Raw genomic sequence first — 16,202 nt, 5'->3', positions numbered from 1 at the left:
GGATGCCCACTGCGTCCCGCCTCCTCGCCTTCGACACCAGCACCGAGCACCTGTCGGTGGCCGTGCAGAACGGCGAGCAGCTGCTCGCACACAGCGGCGCAGGCGGCGCGCAGGCCTCGACCACGCTGCTGCCGCTGATCCAGCAATTGCTGGCCGACGCCGGGCTGGCGCTGGCCGATCTCGATGCCATCGTCTTCGGCCGCGGACCGGGTTCTTTCACGGGCCTGCGCACAGCCTGCTCGGTGGCGCAGGGCCTGGCCTTCGGCGCCAACGTGCCGCTGCTGCCGGTCGACACGCTGCTGGCCGTGGCCGAGGAGGCGCGCCACGCCTTCGGCGCCCGGCAGGTGGTCGCCGTGCTCGACGCGCGCATGGACCAGCTCTACGCCGCGCGCTACGACTTCGATGCGGCCGGCCCGCTCGGCGGGGACGACGAGCCGCTGCTGCTGGCGCCCGAGGCGCTCGAAGTGCCCGCGGGCTGGTCGCTCGCCGGCAATGCCTTAGCCGCCTACGGCCCGCGCCTGGCGCCGGCCACTGCCCGCCACGAAGTGCTGCCGACCGCCACCGCGATGCTGCGGCTGGCGCCCGCGCTGCTCGCGGCCGGGCGGATCGTGCCATCCGCACAGGCCTGGCCGCTCTATGTTCGCGATAAAGTGGCGCAAACCACCGAGGAGCGCGCCGCCATCAAGGCGGCGGCTGCTGCCGCTGTGACGCCACCCACCACCGCATGAGCGCTGTCCTCCAGCCCGTCGAAGCCCGCCTCGATCCGCTCACCATCGAGCGGATCGAGGCCGTCTGCGCGGTCGAGCAGATGGCCTACACGCACCCCTGGACGCGCGCGAACTTCACCGATTCGATGGCCGTGGGCTATCACTGCCAGTGCCTGCTGGCACCCGGCCTCGCAGAGGGCGTGACCTCGCCGGTCACCAGCCTGGGCGAAACGCTGATCGGCTATTTCGTCGCCATGAAGGGCGTCGATGAGGTGCATCTGCTCAACATCACCGTGGCGCCGGCCTTCCAGCGCCAGGGCTGGGCGCCGCTGATGCTGGAGGCGCTCACCGGCTGGTCGCGCGCCGAGGGCGCGCAGTGGCTCTGGCTGGAGGTGCGCGAGAGCAACCGGCGCGCGCTGGAGATCTACGCGCGCCAGGGTTTTCGCAGCGTCGGCGTGCGCAAGGGCTACTACCCGGCGTTCGAAGGCAAGCGCGAAGACGCGGTCGTGATGAGTTTGCGTTTGAACGAAACAGGCTCCGCCTGGGGAGCCCTGAAGTAATGACCGCCGTGCAGACACTGAAGCTCGATGCGCGCCAGCGCGCGATGCTCGACGAGATGGGGGTGAAGGTCTGGTGGCCCGTCCCTCAGGCGGCCGAAGTGGTCGAGGCTGCGCCGGTCGCCGAAGAAGCGGTCGCGGCGGCACCGGAACCCGTCGCCGAGCGGTACGTGGCGGAAGCGCCGGTTGCCGCGCCAGCGCCTGCGCCTGTCGCAAGGCCCGTGGCGGCATCCGCGCCGGTTGCACGCCCTGCGGTGACGCCAACGCAAGGCGCCGCCGTGCTCGTCGAAGCGCCCTGCCGCCTTTATGCCGACGCGGCCGAAGCCCCGGCTTCCCCGCAAGGCGGCTGGCTCGTCGTGGCCGACATGCCCCCCGAGGCCGACGGCCGCCACGGCGAGCCTTTCTCGGGCGATGCCGGCCGGCTGCTCGACAACATGCTGCGCGCCCTGAAGCTGCACGACGGCAAGACGCCGGTGCATCTCATGCGCACGCACCGCGGCGTGGCCGCCGCCCAGCCCGGCAGCCCGCGCCAGATGGACGAAGCCTTCGCGAAGCACGCCGCTGCGCTGGCGCCGAGCGTCGTGCTGGCGATGGGCCCGCTAGCCGCGCAAAGCCTGATGCAGAGCGGCGATCCGCTGGGCAAGCTGCGCGGCCGCGCGGTGCCGCTGGCGTCGATCAATGGCGTGCCGGTGGTGGCGACCTACCACCCGGCGTACCTGCTGCGGAATCCCGCCGACAAGGCGCGCGCCTGGGCCGACCTGTGCCTTGCCGCGGAACAGCAAACGCCCTCGAAGCAGGGCTGACGAAATGGGGTCCTTAAAATCGGCCCCCATGACTTTTCTCGACAAGCTGGCCGCCGCACAGCAAAAAAACGGTTCGTTGCTCTGCGTGGGGCTCGATCCCGAGCCAGCCAGGTTTCCCGGGGGATACAAGGACGACGCCGGCAGCATCTATGACTTCTGCGCGCGCATCGTCGACGCGACGGCCGACCTGGTCATCGCCTTCAAGCCGCAGATCGCCTACTTCGCCGCGCACCGCGCCGAAGCCCAGCTCGAAAAACTCATGGAGCACATGCGCCGCAACGCGCCCCACGTGCCGGTGATCCTCGACGCCAAGCGCGGCGACATCGGATCGACCGCCGAGCAATACGCCATCGAGGCTTTCGAACGCTACGGCGCCGACGCGGTGACGCTCTCGCCCTTCATGGGCTTCGACTCGGTGGCGCCGTACCTCAAGCACGAAGGCAAGGGCGCGTTCCTCTTGTGCCGCACCAGCAACCCGGGCGGCGCCGACCTGCAGGGCCAGCGGCTGGCGGACATCGAAGGCCAGCCCTTCCTCTACGAGCACGTCGCCAAGCTGGCGCAAGGGCCGTGGAACCTCAACGGCCAGCTCGGCCTCGTGGTGGGCGCGACCTACCCGGCGGAAATCGAGCGTGTGCGCGCGCTGGCACCGACGGTGCCGCTGCTGATTCCGGGCGTCGGTGCCCAGGGCGGCGATGCGGTCGCCACGGTGCGTGCCGGCTGGCGGGCCGATGCGCCGATCATCGTGAACTCGTCGCGAGCGATCATCTACGCCTCGTCGGGCGAAGACTTCGCGGACGCCGCCAAGAACGCCGCGCGCGCCACCCGCGACGCGCTCGAAGCCGCCAAGCCCTGAGGCGGCCGATCAGCCGTTCACGCTGAGCCTGCCGAAGCGCCGCGCAAGGCTTCGACAAGCTCAGCCCGAACGGTGCGGGGGCGTGCCTCCGCGTCCGGACATCGTTTTCAGGCTCGGCGGAGGCGGGTGAAGAGCTCGAACTCCCAATTGCGCATCCCCAGCAGCAGCGTGTAGCCCTCGCGGTCCTTGGCCGACAGCTTCTGGTCGGTCTGGTGCTGCTGCGCGAAGTCTTGCGCCACGCGCTGCAGGCGCTCCAGGAAGGCCGGCGCCAGCGAGCGGCTGATCGAGCCGTGCACCAGCAGCAGGCCCTCGGCCGGGCCGTCGAAGCCGCCGCGGTAGTAGTCGAGCACCACGTTCTCGCGGAAGAACTCCATCACCGGTCCGTGCGGCCGCCAGCGGAAGGTTTTCGCGAGCTTCAGGCGATACCGGTTGAGCGGGCGCAGCTCGATGATGCCGATGCGGTCGAGTTGCGCGAGGCAGCCGATGCACTCGGCCTCGCTGATCCGGTAGGCCGTCACGATCTGCTCCAGCGTCCACTGGCTCAGCACGCTGATGGCCACCAGCAGCAGTTTCTTGTCCTTGACCACTGCCTTTTCCTGCTCCTGCGTCAGTTCCTTGAGCAGCGGCTGGGCGTCGGCCACGCGGCGGGCGAGTTCGGCGAAATCGATCTTCAGGGCCCGGCAGATGGCATCGACGCGCGACAGCGGCATGTCGCTCTTGGCCAGCATCCGCTTGACGCTGGATTCGGCCATGTCGAGCGACCGGGCCAGGTCGGCGTAGGTCATGCGGGCGTTCTTGAGTTCGTTCTTGAGGGCGAGTACGAGGTCGACGGTGGTGCTCATGAGGGGTGCGGGGCGCTGGATGGGTATTAGAAAAGGATACCGTTGGGTGTGAAATAGTGCCTCGTATCGATTCTCGATGCCGCCAGAGAGGCTGGCAACTAAATTCCGCGGCTCGTTACCCACCCACCGAGGTCCGCCATGCTCCTGCCCACTTTCAGCCGCCGCGAACGCGCCCTGCTCTTCACCTTCGCGCTGCTCACGCTGCTCGCCTTCTTCGGCCCCGCGCTGCCGGCTGCCGACGTGGCGTTCGCCTCGGTCTTCGCGGACAACCGGGCCTGGCACGGGCTGCCGAACGCGATGGACGTGCTGAGCAACCTGCCCTTCGTGGTCATCGGCTTCCTCGGGCTGTATCGCCTCAACCGGATCGACCGCTCGCACCAGGAGGCGCTGGCCGAATTTCCACTCGCGCCGCCCGCCAGCGATCCGCCGGACAACACCCTGGACTGCGCCTGGCTCTTCTTCGCCGGCCTCGTCGCCACCGCCGCCGGCTCGGCCTTCTATCACCTGATGCCCGACGCCCCCAGGCTCGCGGCGGACCGCGCAGGCATGGCGGTGGCCTTTGCCGGACTGATCGGCATCGCGGTGTGCGAACGGGTGAGCCAGCGCGCCGGCTGGCCCGCTGCCTGGTTCATCCTGACGGCCGGCCTGCTGGCGGCCGAGGTGTCGCAGGAAACCGGCAACGTCATGCCCTGGGCGCTGGTGCAGTTCGGCGGCATGGCGCTGGTGCTCACCCTGGCGCTGGCCGCGCCGATGCGCGGCGCGGTGGGGCTCAAGCTGGGCTGGGTGATCTTCTTCTACGCACTGGCCAAGGCCTTCGAGCTGGGCGACCGGCAGATCTACGAGGCGACGCAGCACCTGGTCTCCGGCCACACGCTCAAGCACCTGACGGCGGCGCTGGCGGGCCTGCCGGTTCTGCTGGCGCTCAGGTCGCTCGAGAAGGGCTGGCAAGCGGACCTGCTGCGGCACAATCCCGACGCAGCCGCAATGACGGCCTGAGGAGAATTCTTCGAATGACAACCCCCGCCGCTGCCGCCACCTCCGTGGCGCCTCACGAAGCGAACGCCCACGCCAACCAGTTCGCCTTGCTCAAGCAGCGGCGCTTCGCACCTTTCTTCTGGACCCAGTTCGCGGGCGCGGCGAACGACAACCTCTTCAAGTTCGCCTTCACCGTCATGGTGACCTACCAGCTGCAGCTCAGTTGGATGCCGCCGGCCATGGCTGGCCTGGCGATCGGCGCGCTGTTCATCCTGCCCTTCCTGCTGTTCTCGGCCACGGCCGGGCAGCTCACCGACAAGTTCGACAAGACGAAGATGATCCGCTTCGTCAAGAACCTGGAGATCGCGATCATGCTGATCGCGGCCTGGGGCTTCGTCACCGCCAATGCGGTGGTGCTGCTGGGCTGCGTGTTCCTCATGGGGCTGCACTCCACGCTGTTCGGGCCAGTCAAGTTCGCCTACCTGCCGCAGGTGCTCGATTCGCGCGAGCTCACCGGCGGCAACGGCATGGTCGAGATGGGCACCTTCGTCGCCATCCTGCTGGGCCAGGTGGCGGGCGGCCTCTTGGTGGCGGTGCCTCAGATCGGCCACACCAGCGTGGCCGTGGCCTGCGTGCTGCTCGCGCTGCTCGGCCGCGGCGTGGCGCAGGCCATTCCGCAGGCGCCGGCCACCGACCCGGGGCTGGTCATCAACTGGAACCCCTTCAGCGAGACCTGGCGCAACCTGAAGCTCGCGCACGGCAACGTGGTGGTGTTCCGCTCGCTCTTGGGCATTTCGTGGATGTGGTTCTTCGGCGCGGTGTTCCTGAGCCAGTTCCCCAGCTTCGCCAAGGAGGTGCTGCATGGCGACGAGCAGGTGGCGTCGCTGCTGCTGGTGGTGTTCTCCATCGGCATCGGCGTCGGCTCGCTGCTGTGCGAGACGCTGAGCCGCCGGCAGGTGGAAATCGGCCTCGTGCCGCTGGGCGCCATCGGCATGAGCGTGTTCGCGATCGACCTGTACTTCGCCTCGCGCGCGCTGCCGAAGGTGGCCGAAATGGGCCTCGGCGCCTTCGTGCACCAGCCCGGGCACTGGCGCGTGATGGCCGACCTGGGGCTGCTGTCGCTGTTCGCGGGGCTCTACAGCGTGCCGATGTACGCGCTCATTCAGCTGCGCAGCCAACCGACGCACCGGGCGCGGATCATCGCGGCGAACAACATCCTCAATGCGCTTTTCATGATCGGCAGTTCGGTCATCGCGGGCGCGCTGCTGGGCGCGGGCTTCACGATTCCGCAGATCTTTTTGTTCACCGGCATCGCCAACGCGGTGGTGGCGTTCTACATCTTCATGCTGGTGCCCGAGTACCTGCTGCGTTTCGTGGCCTGGGTGCTGTCGCGCTTCGTCTACCGCTTCGAGATCAAGGGCGACGAGCACATCCCCACCGAAGGCGCCGCCGTGCTGGTGTGCAACCACGTGAGCTTCATCGACGCGGTGCTGCTGATGGCGGCGAGCCCGCGGCCCATTCGCTTCATCATGGACCACCGCATCTTCAAGGTGCCGGTGCTCGGCTGGCTGTTCAAGCTGGCCAAGGCGATCCCAATCGCGCCGCAGAAGGAAGACCCGGCCGCCTACGAAGCGGCCTTCGCCAAGGCGCTGGCCGTGCTGCGCGAAGGCGATCTGCTCGCGATCTTCCCCGAGGGCGCGATCACCCGCGACGGCACGCTGCAGCCCTTCAAGGGCGGCGTGATGAAGATCGTCGAGAGCGCGCGCGCCGAAGGCATCGAGCCGCCGGTGATCCCGATGGCGCTGACCAACCTCTGGGGCTCGTACTTCAGCCGAATCGAACTGCGCGGCGGCCAGCAGGTCGCGATGGCCAAGCCCTTTCGCCGCGGCTTCTACAGCCGCGTGGGCCTGAACGTCGGCCAAGTCGTGCCGCCGTCCGAGGTGCAGCCCGAGGCGCTGCAGCAGCGCGTGAGCGGCTTGCTGGCGGCCTGAAAAGTATCCCCTTGAGATACCAGTGGCGGCTCAAACCGCAACTGGTCGAAGCATTCGAGTCCCGCGGTGCGGTGGCGAACCATCATTCGCCCACCTTCACAACGCCGCGAGGCACTCATGCAACCCTTCTCATCCACCACCGTTTCGATCCAGCGTGACACGCGAGCCTGGCAGTTCCAGGTCTGGGCGTCGTTCGCAGTCGCCGTCTTCCTCTGCGCCACCGGCTTGAGCTGGCTGCCGGGCGAGACGCTGGACCGGGCGTTCATGGTGATGGGCTACGTGTTCTGCCTGAGCACCGCTTTCATGCTGGCGAAGTTCATCCGCGACAACCAGCAGGCCGAAAGCACCACCAGCCGCGACGTGCCGATGTGGCGCCTCGTCGTCTGGGGCAGCTTCTTCACCGCGATGGGCCTGACAGGCTGGGGCTTGGTCCGCATGGAGATCAACGACGCCTACAAGGCCTTCCTGGGCGTGAGCTGGCTGTTCCTCATCAGCTCGGTCTTCACACTGGCCAAGACGCTGCGCGACCGCCATGAAGCCGATCTGATCGACGCGCGACTGCAAGGCCGCCGCGCCGCTCGCCAGGAAGCTGCTGCTTCAGCTTCGGCCGAATGCGCCGCTGTATTCCACCCACCGTCAACCAACGAAAGAACGTCATGAAAAAGTCGATTGCCACGCTTGCTCTCGCTGTCTGCACCGCGTTCGCGGGTGTCGCGGCTCCTCTTCACGCACAGGCCCAGAGCGATGCTTCGGTCGCTCTCTCGCTGATGCCCGTCGCCTCGGTGATCGGCGCGGCCTCCGTCGTTGGCGCATCGGCCACGGCGGTAGTCGCGGTGCCCGCGGCGCTGTCTGTGGGCGGCTCGACGCTCGCGGTGGTCGCCGTCGAAGCGTCGGCCGACGGCACCGTCTATGTGCTCGAACGCGCGTCGGACGGCGCACGCGCCAGCGTCAAGGTGATGGGGCGCGCCGCCAACGGTGCGGCCGCATCGGTCGGCACGGCGGTCCTGGTCAGCGTGATCGGCAGCGGCGTCGTGCTGTCGGCCGCGGGAGAGGTGCTGGCCTTCGTGCCGAACGCCATCGGCCGCGCGCTGTTGCACAACGAGAGGCTGTCATGAAGCGCGCACTTGCGGTGTGCCTGCTTGCGTTCGCGGCGCTGCAGGCGCAGGCCGGCCGCTCCTGCGAGCAGGTCAAGCCGAGCCCGGCGCTCATCGTCAAGGGCATGCAACTGGCCGAGCGCACCTCGCAGCAGCTCGATGCGAGCGGCGCCCGTGTCGTGCTGCTGGCGCGTGCGGGGCAGGACCTGAGCAAGTACGGCCTGCGCTACTCGCACCTGGGCATCGCCTACAAGACCGACGAGGGCCCGTGGCGCGTGGTGCACAAGCTCAACCAGTGCGGCACCGCGGTGGCGGCGGTCTACCGGCAGGGGCTGGGCGAGTTCTTCCTCGACGACCTGTGGCGCTACGAAGCCGCCTGGGTGATTCCCACGCCCCAGGTGCAGACGCAGCTCCTGGCCGCGCTCAACGAGTCGCCTTCGCGCATCGTTCGGCTCAACGTGGCGCCCTACAGCATCGTGAGCTACGCGTGGGGGCAGAAGTACCAGCAGTCGAACCAGTGGGCTGTCGAGACGCTGGCCGCCGCCATGGAGCCCGCCACCATCAACAGCCGCGCGCAGGCGCAAGCGTGGATGCAATTCAAGGGCTATGAGCCGACCACGCTGAAGCTCGGCCCGCTGACGCGCCTCGGCGGCCGCGTGGGCTCGGCCAACATCGCCTTCGACGACCATCCGAACGAGAAGCGGTTTTCGGACCGCATCGAGACAGTGACTGTCGACTCGGTCTTTGCGTGGATGCCGCGCGCGGGGCTGGGTGGGGCGCCGGTGGCGTTCAAGCTGCAATAAGAAGAAATCTTCAGAAAGAAAACGAAATGAGCAAGTCATTGCGCCTGTCCGAAAAATGGTTCCGCCGCGGCCTCTGGCTCGTGGCGCTGGTGTTCGCGAGCTTCCTGATCGGCCTGGGCAGCACGGTCGTCGGCGACCTGCCGCAGGTCGAGCGCGTGCGCGGCATCGACGACTTCATCGACCTGCGCGCGGCCGAGCCGCTGCGCGACACCATCAAGGCCTCGGAAGCCGCGGAGTTGCAGGCGTCACGCGATCTCGACCAGATCCGCCTGCAGCTCAATGCCGCGCAGCAGGCCAGCGCCAATGCGCGCGAGACCTTCGGCAACTGGATCGCCACCCGCCGCGCCACCGCGCAGCCCGACCAGGACACCGAGCTCATCGCGCGCACCAAGGCGCTCGATGCGTTCAAGCAGAAGGAAGACGCCGTCCAGCGCCAGGTCAACGCGCAGCAAAAAATCATGCTCGATGCGCGCCAGGCCGAGCAGCGCGCCCGCACGACGCTCGCGGAACTGGAGCGCGATGCGCAGGTGAAGCTCGATGCCGAGTACCGGCGCATCGAGCTGCGGGTGTTCGCCTACCGCCTCGCGCTCACGCTGCCGCTGCTGGCCGTGGCCGGCTGGCTGTTCGCGAAAAAGCGCAAGAGCACCTACTGGCCGTTCGTCTGGGGCTTCATCTTCTTCGCGCTGTTCGCGTTCTTCGTGGAGTTGGTGCCCTACCTGCCGAGCTACGGCGGCTATGTGCGCTACGTGGTCGGCATCTTGCTCACCGTGCTCGTGGGGCGCCACGCCATCGTGGCGCTCAACGCCTACCTCGCGCGGCAGAAGCTCGCCGAGCAGCAGCCCGACCAGGTGCGCCGCGAGGAGCTGAGCTACGACGTCGCGCTCGCGCGGCTCGGCAAGGGCGTATGCCCAGGCTGCGAGCGGCCGGTCGACCTGAAGAACGGCGAGATCGATTTCTGCCCGCACTGCGGCATCGGTCTGTTCGACCACTGCGGTCAGTGCGAATCGCGCAAGAGCGCGTTCTCGAAGTTCTGCCACGCCTGCGGCACCTCGGCGCATGCGGGGGCCGGTGGCGGCACAGCGCCGGCCTGAGGGGGCGCAGAGGCACGGCATCTTTCCACCGCGAGCGGGTATTCCGCACGCTGCGTGGTCATCTTTTTTGGCGAAGCTGTCGCGGCAAAGTGTTAGAACCTTGGCCTGCGCTGCATTTCGCACGCAGCCGGCGTTCACTTTCATGCGTCGCCCGGCCTCCACCACACACGACGAGGACCTCCTTCCATGAGCTTTTTCGGCAAGATTTTTTCCAAGATTTTTCCGTCGGCCAACGCCGCTGAAGTCGTCGCCGCACCGCCGGCGCCTGCACCGGGCGCACCGGCCGTTGCGGCACCACCGCCCTCGATCCCGCTGGGCGACGTGCCGGCGATCCTGGACGCAATGCCTGGTGCCGCCGGCCTGAACTGGCGCACTTCGATCGTCGACCTGCTCAAGTTGCTGGGCCTGGACAGCAGCCTCGCCGCGCGCAAGGAGCTGGCCAGCGAAATTCTCTACAGCGACGGCGAGCCGGGTTCGGCCGAATGGAACATCGGCCTGCACAAGCAGGTGATGACCCGCATTGCAGCCAATGGCGGCACGCTGCCAGCTGAACTGCGCGACTGATCGCCCTTCGGCTCGCGCAACCAAAAAAGCCCGGCACTGCCGGGCTTTTTTACTTTGAAGGGAGCGGCGAAAGGCTTCAGATCCAGCCGGCGTCCACCACGTAGTCCTGCGCGGTGCACATCCGCGAATCGTCGGCTGCGAGGAACAGCGCCATCGCCGCGATGTCCTCGGCCATCACGCGGCCCGGCAGGCACTGGGCCGCATCGATTTCCGCGGCGGATTCGGGCTTCACCCACAGCTTGATCTGCCGCTCGGTCATCACCCAGCCCGGCATGATCGTATTGACCCGGATGTTCTGCTTGCCGAGGTCGCGCGCCAGCGAGCGCGTGAGGCCGCGCACACCCGCCTTGCAGGCCTGATAGACCGGGTAGCCACGCCCTTTCATCATCCAGCTGATCGAGCCGAAGTTGATGATCGAGCCGCCGCCCAGTGCGCGCATGTCCTCGGCCACGGCCTGTGCGGCAAAGAACTGATGCTTGATGTTCACGGCCACGAGGCGGTCGAAGTCCTCGCTGGTCACGTCGGCCATCTCGTGGCGCCGGTCGTTGGCCGCGTTGTTCAGCAGCACGGCGATGGGCCCGAAGCGCGCCCGCACACCGGCGATGGTCGCGGCCAGCGCGGCTGTGTCGGTCACGTCGCAGACGCTGAACAGCGCGGGCGTCTCGCCCTGCAGTTCGGCGGCGAGCGCCGTGCCTGCGGCCGCGTCGAGGTCGCAGAAGCCGACCTTGGCGCCCTGCGCATGGAAGGCCCGCACCAGCGATTCGCCGATGCCGCTGGCGCCGCCCGAGATGAAGACGGTGCGCCCGGCGAGCGACGGATAGCGGGCGGTGTAGGGAGAGGTTGAGGTGGCTGTGGTCATGGGAATGAAGACGACGGCGATGAAGATGGAAACAGGCCATGAGCGTACCGGATGCCGCCGCCATGGGGGAAACGCGGGCTTCCGCCCGGCGTATGGCTTCCGGCCTGTGGGCAGGAGGGCGTGGCGTGGATAGGCTTGCCGACATGAATTCCTTCCACCGTCGCGCTCTCGTCAGCTTTGCGCTTCTGCCGGCCTTCATCGTGGCGCGGCAGGTGCGCGCCCAGGCGGGGGCGGCACCGGTGCTGTTGTTCAAGGTGATCTCGCCGCGCGACGATGTGGTCGTTGGCATCGAGGCGGCCCAGCTCGGCGCCGGCACGACGCCGCCCGTGCAGCGCCTGGCCGCGATGCTGGCCGACAAGGGCCAGCTCACGCTGTGGCAGTACGCCTCGCAGCACGGCGAGGGCGGCGCGCTGGTGCAGGCGCCGCTGCGGCAGATCGTCGTCTTCAAGAACGACCTGTTGCGCATCGAGCCCTACACCACGCCGCTCGCGATCAAGCCGCCGGGCGCCGCGAAGTAGGGCGCGGACCAGCCCGCCGGCTAGACGCCGCGCGCTCGCTCGGCCTTGAACCGTGCGCGGAATTCCGTGAACGTGCCCGCATCGAGCGCCGCGCGAATCTCGGTCATCAGGTTCAGGTAGTAGTGCAGGTTGTGGATGGTGCACAGCATCGGCCCGAGCATTTCGCCGCAGCGGTCCAGGTGGTGCAGGTAGGCGCGGCTGAAGCCTTCGCGCCCGCCGTCGTTCCACGACACGCCTGACGTGCCCGCGCAGGCATGGCAGGTGCAGCTCGGGTCCACCGGCTGCGGGTCGCTCTTGTGGCGCGCGTTGCGCATCTTCAGGTCGCCGAAGCGGGTGAACATGGTGCCGTTGCGCGCATTGCGCGTGGGCATCACGCAGTCGAACATGTCCACGCCGTCGGCCACGCCCTGCACCAGGTCTTCGGGCGTGCCCACGCCCATCAGGTAGCGCGGCTTGTTCGCGGGCAGCCGGTGCGGCGTGTGGCCCATGATGTGCAGCATTTCTTCCTTCGGCTCGCCCACGCTCACGCCACCGATGGCGTAGCCGGGGAAGTCCATGTCGACCAGCGCGGCGAGCGACTCCTCGCGCAGGTTCTCGAACATGCCGCCCTGCACGATGCCGAAGAGCGCGTTCGGGTTCTCGAGCCGCGCGAATTCGCTCTGGCAGCGCTTGGCCCAGCGCAGGCTCAGCTCCATCGAGATGCGTGCCTCGGCCTCGGTCGTGATGTGGCCCTTGGTGTCGTAGGGCGTGCACTCGTCGAACTGCATCACGATGTCGCTGTTCAGGATGGTCTGGATCTGCATCGAGACCTCGGGCGTGAGGAACAGCTTGTCGCCGTTGACGGGCGACGCGAACTTCACGCCCTCCTCGCTGATCTTGCGCATCGCGCCCAGCGACCACACCTGGAAGCCGCCCGAGTCGGTGAGGATGGGCTTGTTCCACTTCTCGAACTGGTGCAGCCCGCCGAAGCTCGCCATCACGTCGAGACCGGGGCGCATCCAGAGGTGGAAGGTATTGCCCAGAATGATCTGCGCTCCCATCTCTTCCAGGCTGCGCGGCATCACGCCCTTGACCGTGCCGTAGGTGCCCACGGGCATGAAGATCGGCGTCTGCACCTTGCCGTGGTTGAGCGTGAGCGTGGCGCGGCGCGCGTGGCTGTCGGGGTCGGTCTTGAGGAGTTCGAAGTTCAGCATGTCGTTCAGTCCTGGGTCCGTGCAAGCAGCATGGCGTCGCCGTAGCTGAAGAAGCGGTATTGATGGGTGATGGCGTGGGCGTACAGCGCCATCACCCGCTCGTAGCCCGCGAAGGCCGAGACCAGCATCATCAGCGTGCTCTTGGGCAAATGGAAGTTGGTCACCAGCACATCGACGTGCGTGAAGGCGAAGCCCGGTGTGATGAAGATGCGCGTGTCGCCCGTGGCCTCGCCGCTCTTGGCCCACGATTCGAGCGTGCGCACGGTGGTCGTGCCGACCGCGATCACACGGCCGCCGCGCGCTTTGCATTCGGCAATCGCGCGCCGCGTGGCCTCGGGCACCTCGTAGCGCTCGGCATGCATCGTGTGCTCGGCGATGTTCTCGGTCTTTACCGGCTGGAAGGTGCCGGCCCCCACATGCAGCGTGACGTTGGCGCGCCGCACGCCGCGCGCTTCGAGTGCGGCCAGCAGGCCTTCGTCGAAGTGCAGTGCAGCGGTCGGCGCGGCCACGGCGCCGGGCACGCGTGCGAACACGGTCTGGTAGCGGCTCTCGTCGTCGGCCGAATCGGTGTGCGTGATGTAGGGCGGCAGCGGCACGTGGCCGCATCGCTCCATCAGCATGTAGGGGTTCTCGCCCGTGTCGCTCTCGAAGGCAAAGCGGAACAGCGCGCCGTCCTCCTCGGGCCATCGGCCCAGCAGCGTGGCGCGAAAGCCGCCGACCATTTCCAGTGTCGTTCCCACAGGCGGCTTCTTGCTGACCTTCATGTGCGCGACCACCTCCTGGCCCTGCAGCACGCGCTCGACCAGCAGTTCGAGCTTGCCCCCGGTCGGCTTCTCGCCGAAGAGGCGCGCCTTGACCACGCGCGTGTCGTTGAAGACCAGCAGGTCGCCCGCGCGCAGCAGCGAGGGCAAGTCCTTGAAGATGCGGTCGACCGGGGCGTCGCCTGTGCCGTCGAGGAGACGGGAAGACGTGCGTCCGGAGGCCGGGTGTTGCGCCACCAGCTCGGGTGGCAGGTCGAAATCGAAATCGGAGAGCGTGAAGGCGCGCATGGTGCTTGAGGGCCGGACGGGCCCGTGCCAAGGAGGCATGGGAAAGGGAGGAAATCGCGGGAAGGCGGCGATTGTCCCATGCTCGGATTCCGGAGCCCGGCACGGGGTTGCCGAGGCAGAATCGACGGATGGTCGATTCATCCGTCGCGCGCGTTCTGCTGGCGCCCCCTCCCTCCGAAGGCGAGCTCTTCAAGAAGATCCTCGGAAGCGCCTGGCAGGGCCTGCACCCGGACATCCGCCGGCGCTTCGACAAGAACCCCTCGCCGGGCAAGGCGCTGCATTACCTGGGTGCGTTGAGCGAGTTGCGCTGCTCGCGCTTCGGCAAGCTGCTGGGGCACCTCACGCAGCCGCTGATCCAGGGCGCACTGATCCCCTACAGCGACAGCCACTTCCCGGTCGAGATCCAGGTCTACGCCAAGCCCGACGATCCGGCCATCTACAAGCAGCGCATCTATCGCCTGCACGGCCGCGAGCCGATCCAGTTCACCAGCTTCATGCGCGAGAGCGAACGCGGCGAAGTGCTGGAGTACGTGGGCATGGGGTTGGGCATGAAGCTGGTGCTGAGCGTGGAGAACGGCAGCCTGCACTTCCAGAGCGACGGCTATTTCTGGGACGTGTTCGGCTGGCGCATTCCGCTGCCCGGCGTCTTCACGCCCGGCAAGACCTTTCTCTGGCACCACAACGAAACGCCCGAGCGCTTCAACATCCGCATCGAGATCCGCCACTGGCTCATGGGCACGACCTTCACGCAGGTCGGCGTATTCGAGGAAGTGGCCGACCCGGGGGCCGCCGCCGCATGATCGACACGCACCTGCTGGCGCTGCAGCTCATGGCCGCGCAGGGGCTAATGGGCGCGTTCGACACGCTCTATCACCACGAAGGCACCGAGGCCCTCGCGCAGCGCAACACGGCGCGGCGCGAGCTGGCGATCCATGCGGTGCGCTCGTCGATCTACTGCGCGATGTTCATCGGGCTGTCGTCGTGGGCCTGGCATGGCGTGTGGGCATGGGTGCTGCTGGCGGTGTTCGGCGTCGAGATCGTGCTCACGCTGTGGGACTTCGTGGTGGAAGACGGCAGCCGTCTCCTGCCTCCGACCGAGCGCGTCACGCACACCGTGCTGGCCATCAACGCCGGCGCATTCATCGCGCTGCTGGCGATGAATGCGGTGGCCTGGGCCGCACAGCCGACGGCGCTGGTGTGGCAACCGCAGGGCTGGCTTGGCGCTTTTCTCGCGCTGTGCGGCGTGGGTGTCGGCATCTCTGGGCTGCGCGACGGGCTCGCGGCACGCGCGTTGTTCCGCCGGACGGCGCAGGAGGAGACGCGAGCCATCGAGGCGCCGGTGCGTTTCGGTACGAAACCGCAGCGCGTGCTGGTCACCGGCGGCACCGGCTTCATCGGCCAGACGCTGGTGCGCCATCTCGTGGCCGACGGTCATGCCGTGACGGTCTGGACCCGCGATGCGCGCTCGGCCGCATGGAACTTCGGCGGGGCGGTGCGCTGCGTGCAACGGCTCGACCAGATTCCCGAGACCGACCCGTGCGACGTGGTGATCAATCTCGCGGGCGCACGCATCCTCGGCCGGCGCTGGAGCGAACGGCGCCAGCGGCAACTGCTGCAAAGCCGCGAGGGCCTCACCCGCACGCTGGTCGCCTGGATCGCCACGCGACCGCGCAAGCCCTGGCTGCTGCTGTCGGGCTCGGCCATCGGCTACTACGGCGTGCAGCCGCAAGGCGATGCCGCCGAGCTGACCGAAGACGCGCCGCCACAGGACATCTTCATGTCGACGCTGTGCCAACGATGGGAGAACGCGGCGCGGGCCGCGACCGCACATGGTGTGCACGTCGCCTGCATGCGCTTCGGATTCGTGCTGGGCCACCAGGGCTCGTTGCCGCAACTGCTGCTGCCCGTCGCGCTGGGCATGGGCGGACGGCTGGGGAGCGGGCGGCAATGGCTGTCGTGGGTGCACGTGCACGACGTCATCCGTGCCATGGCCCACGTGTGGAGCGCTGCCGAGCAGGCGGGAGCCGACGGACCTGCGACCGCGCAGGCCTTCAACTTCACCGCACCCGGCGCGCTCAGCCAGGAAGACTTCACGCGCGTCGCCGCCCGCGTGATGCACCGCCCCTTCTGGATGCCGACGCCCGGTGCACCAGTCAAGCTGCTGCTCGGCGAACAGGCCGACCTGCTGCTCGAAGGCCAGCGCGTGGTGCCGGCCCGCCTGCTTCAGACCGGGTTTCGGTTCGCATTTCCCGACGCCCGCAGCGCCTTGACGGACCTCTGCCGGCCGCGATAGAAGCCTTGCC

At 68.1% G+C, this 16,202-nt stretch carries 18 protein-coding genes; 14 read left to right on the top strand and 4 right to left on the bottom strand.

Going from position 1 to position 16,202, the window contains the following annotated elements; translation table 11 throughout:
• Positions 1-2 precede the first annotated feature (2 nt).
• The 4 genes from tsaB to pyrF are packed head-to-tail and all read left to right on the top strand — an operon-like array spanning position 3 to position 2,920.
• Positions 3-728 (top strand): tRNA (adenosine(37)-N6)-threonylcarbamoyltransferase complex dimerization subunit type 1 TsaB, encoded by a 726-nt coding sequence (tsaB, locus tag QFZ83_RS27560; RefSeq protein ID WP_307511544.1) that lies wholly within the window; start codon positions 3-5, stop codon positions 726-728.
• Entirely contained in the window at positions 725-1,267 is a 543-nt protein-coding gene (gene rimI, locus QFZ83_RS27555; protein WP_307511541.1) for a ribosomal protein S18-alanine N-acetyltransferase, read from the top strand. Before tsaB ends, rimI begins: the two co-directional genes overlap by 4 nt.
• On the top strand, positions 1,267-2,067 hold the full coding sequence (locus QFZ83_RS27550; protein ID WP_307511539.1) for a uracil-DNA glycosylase family protein: 801 nt from the start codon (positions 1,267-1,269) through the stop codon (positions 2,065-2,067). Before rimI ends, QFZ83_RS27550 begins: the two co-directional genes overlap by 1 nt.
• 28 nt (positions 2,068-2,095) lie before the next feature.
• Positions 2,096-2,920, top strand: a complete 825-nt coding sequence (gene pyrF, locus QFZ83_RS27545; RefSeq protein ID WP_307511538.1) for an orotidine-5'-phosphate decarboxylase — start codon at positions 2,096-2,098, stop codon at positions 2,918-2,920.
• Positions 2,921-3,027: 107 nt separating this feature from the next.
• On the opposite strand, the gene QFZ83_RS27540 is transcribed toward pyrF, so the two are convergent.
• Complete coding sequence (locus tag QFZ83_RS27540; RefSeq protein WP_013544144.1) at positions 3,028-3,762, bottom strand: helix-turn-helix transcriptional regulator; 735 nt, start codon at positions 3,760-3,762, stop codon at positions 3,028-3,030.
• 138 nt (positions 3,763-3,900) lie between these two features.
• Between QFZ83_RS27540 and QFZ83_RS27535 the strand changes: the two genes are divergently transcribed.
• The 7 genes from QFZ83_RS27535 (at position 3,901) to QFZ83_RS27505 (ending at position 10,280) form a co-directional block, all read left to right on the top strand.
• Entirely contained in the window at positions 3,901-4,758 is an 858-nt protein-coding gene (locus QFZ83_RS27535; RefSeq protein ID WP_307511536.1) for a hypothetical protein, read from the top strand.
• Positions 4,759-4,772: 14 nt separating this feature from the next.
• Positions 4,773-6,728, top strand: a complete 1,956-nt coding sequence (locus QFZ83_RS27530) for an MFS transporter (protein ID WP_307511534.1) — start codon at positions 4,773-4,775, stop codon at positions 6,726-6,728.
• A 117-nt stretch (positions 6,729-6,845) separates the two neighbouring features.
• On the top strand, positions 6,846-7,388 hold the full coding sequence (locus tag QFZ83_RS27525; protein WP_307511532.1) for a YiaA/YiaB family inner membrane protein: 543 nt from the start codon (positions 6,846-6,848) through the stop codon (positions 7,386-7,388).
• The gene (locus QFZ83_RS27520; RefSeq protein ID WP_306881144.1) at positions 7,385-7,843 is read left to right on the top strand and encodes a hypothetical protein; all 459 of its coding nucleotides are present in this window, start codon (positions 7,385-7,387) and stop codon (positions 7,841-7,843) included. Before QFZ83_RS27525 ends, QFZ83_RS27520 begins: the two co-directional genes overlap by 4 nt.
• Positions 7,840-8,625, top strand: a complete 786-nt coding sequence (locus QFZ83_RS27515; protein WP_307511531.1) for a DUF2145 domain-containing protein — start codon at positions 7,840-7,842, stop codon at positions 8,623-8,625. Before QFZ83_RS27520 ends, QFZ83_RS27515 begins: the two co-directional genes overlap by 4 nt.
• 26 nt (positions 8,626-8,651) lie before the next feature.
• Positions 8,652-9,716, top strand: a complete 1,065-nt coding sequence (locus QFZ83_RS27510) for a zinc ribbon domain-containing protein (RefSeq protein ID WP_307511529.1) — start codon at positions 8,652-8,654, stop codon at positions 9,714-9,716.
• Between the two features lie 186 nt (positions 9,717-9,902).
• Positions 9,903-10,280: a DUF3597 domain-containing protein gene (locus QFZ83_RS27505; protein WP_306881141.1), complete on the top strand. Its 378-nt coding sequence runs from the start codon at positions 9,903-9,905 to the stop codon at positions 10,278-10,280.
• 76 nt (positions 10,281-10,356) lie between these two features.
• Here QFZ83_RS27505 and QFZ83_RS27500 read toward each other — a convergent pair whose 3' ends face one another.
• Positions 10,357-11,139, bottom strand: coding sequence for an SDR family NAD(P)-dependent oxidoreductase (locus tag QFZ83_RS27500; RefSeq protein WP_307511528.1), 783 nt, complete (start codon positions 11,137-11,139; stop codon positions 10,357-10,359).
• Between the two features lie 143 nt (positions 11,140-11,282).
• Between QFZ83_RS27500 and QFZ83_RS27495 the strand changes: the two genes are divergently transcribed.
• On the top strand, positions 11,283-11,657 hold the full coding sequence (locus tag QFZ83_RS27495; RefSeq protein ID WP_307511527.1) for a hypothetical protein: 375 nt from the start codon (positions 11,283-11,285) through the stop codon (positions 11,655-11,657).
• Between the two features lie 20 nt (positions 11,658-11,677).
• On the opposite strand, the gene tgt is transcribed toward QFZ83_RS27495, so the two are convergent.
• Both tgt and queA read right to left on the bottom strand, forming a co-directional pair.
• Entirely contained in the window at positions 11,678-12,850 is a 1,173-nt protein-coding gene (gene tgt / locus QFZ83_RS27490; RefSeq protein ID WP_306881138.1) for a tRNA guanosine(34) transglycosylase Tgt, read from the bottom strand.
• Positions 12,851-12,855: 5 nt separating this feature from the next.
• Positions 12,856-13,899 carry a tRNA preQ1(34) S-adenosylmethionine ribosyltransferase-isomerase QueA gene (gene queA, locus QFZ83_RS27485; protein ID WP_307511525.1) on the bottom strand — a complete coding sequence of 348 codons (1,044 nt, stop codon included), beginning with the start codon at positions 13,897-13,899 and terminating at the stop codon, positions 12,856-12,858.
• A 128-nt stretch (positions 13,900-14,027) separates the two neighbouring features.
• On the opposite strand from queA, the gene QFZ83_RS27480 reads away from it, so the two are divergent.
• Positions 14,028-14,699, top strand: a complete 672-nt coding sequence (locus tag QFZ83_RS27480) for a DUF4166 domain-containing protein (RefSeq protein WP_307511524.1) — start codon at positions 14,028-14,030, stop codon at positions 14,697-14,699.
• Entirely contained in the window at positions 14,696-16,192 is a 1,497-nt protein-coding gene (locus QFZ83_RS27475; protein WP_307511523.1) for a TIGR01777 family oxidoreductase, read from the top strand. The genes QFZ83_RS27480 and QFZ83_RS27475 overlap by 4 nt, the downstream gene beginning before the upstream one ends.
• Positions 16,193-16,202: the final 10 nt, after the last annotated feature.

The organism is Variovorax sp. W1I1 (assembly GCF_030815625.1).
Classification (GTDB): domain Bacteria; phylum Pseudomonadota; class Gammaproteobacteria; order Burkholderiales; family Burkholderiaceae_C; genus Variovorax; species Variovorax paradoxus_C.
Note: the sequence above shows the minus strand (reverse complement) of the source record. Positions and strands in the feature narration are given on the sequence as shown.

What these genes read in the sequence shown, in the direction of transcription:
- QFZ83_RS27530 (WP_307511534.1), top strand. Translation starts at nt 4,773, where the DNA reads ATGACAACCCCCGCCGCTGCCGCCACCTCCGTGGCGCCTCACGAAGCG.
- QFZ83_RS27475 (WP_307511523.1), top strand. Translation starts at nt 14,696, where the DNA reads ATGATCGACACGCACCTGCTGGCGCTGCAGCTCATGGCCGCGCAGGGG.
- QFZ83_RS27495 (WP_307511527.1), top strand. Translation starts at nt 11,283, where the DNA reads ATGAATTCCTTCCACCGTCGCGCTCTCGTCAGCTTTGCGCTTCTGCCG.
- QFZ83_RS27535 (WP_307511536.1), top strand. Translation starts at nt 3,901, where the DNA reads ATGCTCCTGCCCACTTTCAGCCGCCGCGAACGCGCCCTGCTCTTCACC.
- QFZ83_RS27520 (WP_306881144.1), top strand. Translation starts at nt 7,385, where the DNA reads ATGAAAAAGTCGATTGCCACGCTTGCTCTCGCTGTCTGCACCGCGTTC.
- QFZ83_RS27480 (WP_307511524.1), top strand. Translation starts at nt 14,028, where the DNA reads ATGGTCGATTCATCCGTCGCGCGCGTTCTGCTGGCGCCCCCTCCCTCC.
- QFZ83_RS27550 (WP_307511539.1), top strand. Translation starts at nt 1,267, where the DNA reads ATGACCGCCGTGCAGACACTGAAGCTCGATGCGCGCCAGCGCGCGATG.
- QFZ83_RS27515 (WP_307511531.1), top strand. Translation starts at nt 7,840, where the DNA reads ATGAAGCGCGCACTTGCGGTGTGCCTGCTTGCGTTCGCGGCGCTGCAG.
- QFZ83_RS27500 (WP_307511528.1), bottom strand. Translation starts at nt 11,139, where the DNA reads ATGACCACAGCCACCTCAACCTCTCCCTACACCGCCCGCTATCCGTCG.
- rimI (WP_307511541.1), top strand. Translation starts at nt 725, where the DNA reads ATGAGCGCTGTCCTCCAGCCCGTCGAAGCCCGCCTCGATCCGCTCACC.
- QFZ83_RS27540 (WP_013544144.1), bottom strand. Translation starts at nt 3,762, where the DNA reads ATGAGCACCACCGTCGACCTCGTACTCGCCCTCAAGAACGAACTCAAG.
- QFZ83_RS27505 (WP_306881141.1), top strand. Translation starts at nt 9,903, where the DNA reads ATGAGCTTTTTCGGCAAGATTTTTTCCAAGATTTTTCCGTCGGCCAAC.
- QFZ83_RS27510 (WP_307511529.1), top strand. Translation starts at nt 8,652, where the DNA reads ATGAGCAAGTCATTGCGCCTGTCCGAAAAATGGTTCCGCCGCGGCCTC.
- QFZ83_RS27525 (WP_307511532.1), top strand. Translation starts at nt 6,846, where the DNA reads ATGCAACCCTTCTCATCCACCACCGTTTCGATCCAGCGTGACACGCGA.
- tsaB (WP_307511544.1), top strand. Translation starts at nt 3, where the DNA reads ATGCCCACTGCGTCCCGCCTCCTCGCCTTCGACACCAGCACCGAGCAC.
- tgt (WP_306881138.1), bottom strand. Translation starts at nt 12,850, where the DNA reads ATGCTGAACTTCGAACTCCTCAAGACCGACCCCGACAGCCACGCGCGC.
- queA (WP_307511525.1), bottom strand. Translation starts at nt 13,899, where the DNA reads ATGCGCGCCTTCACGCTCTCCGATTTCGATTTCGACCTGCCACCCGAG.
- pyrF (WP_307511538.1), top strand. Translation starts at nt 2,096, where the DNA reads ATGACTTTTCTCGACAAGCTGGCCGCCGCACAGCAAAAAAACGGTTCG.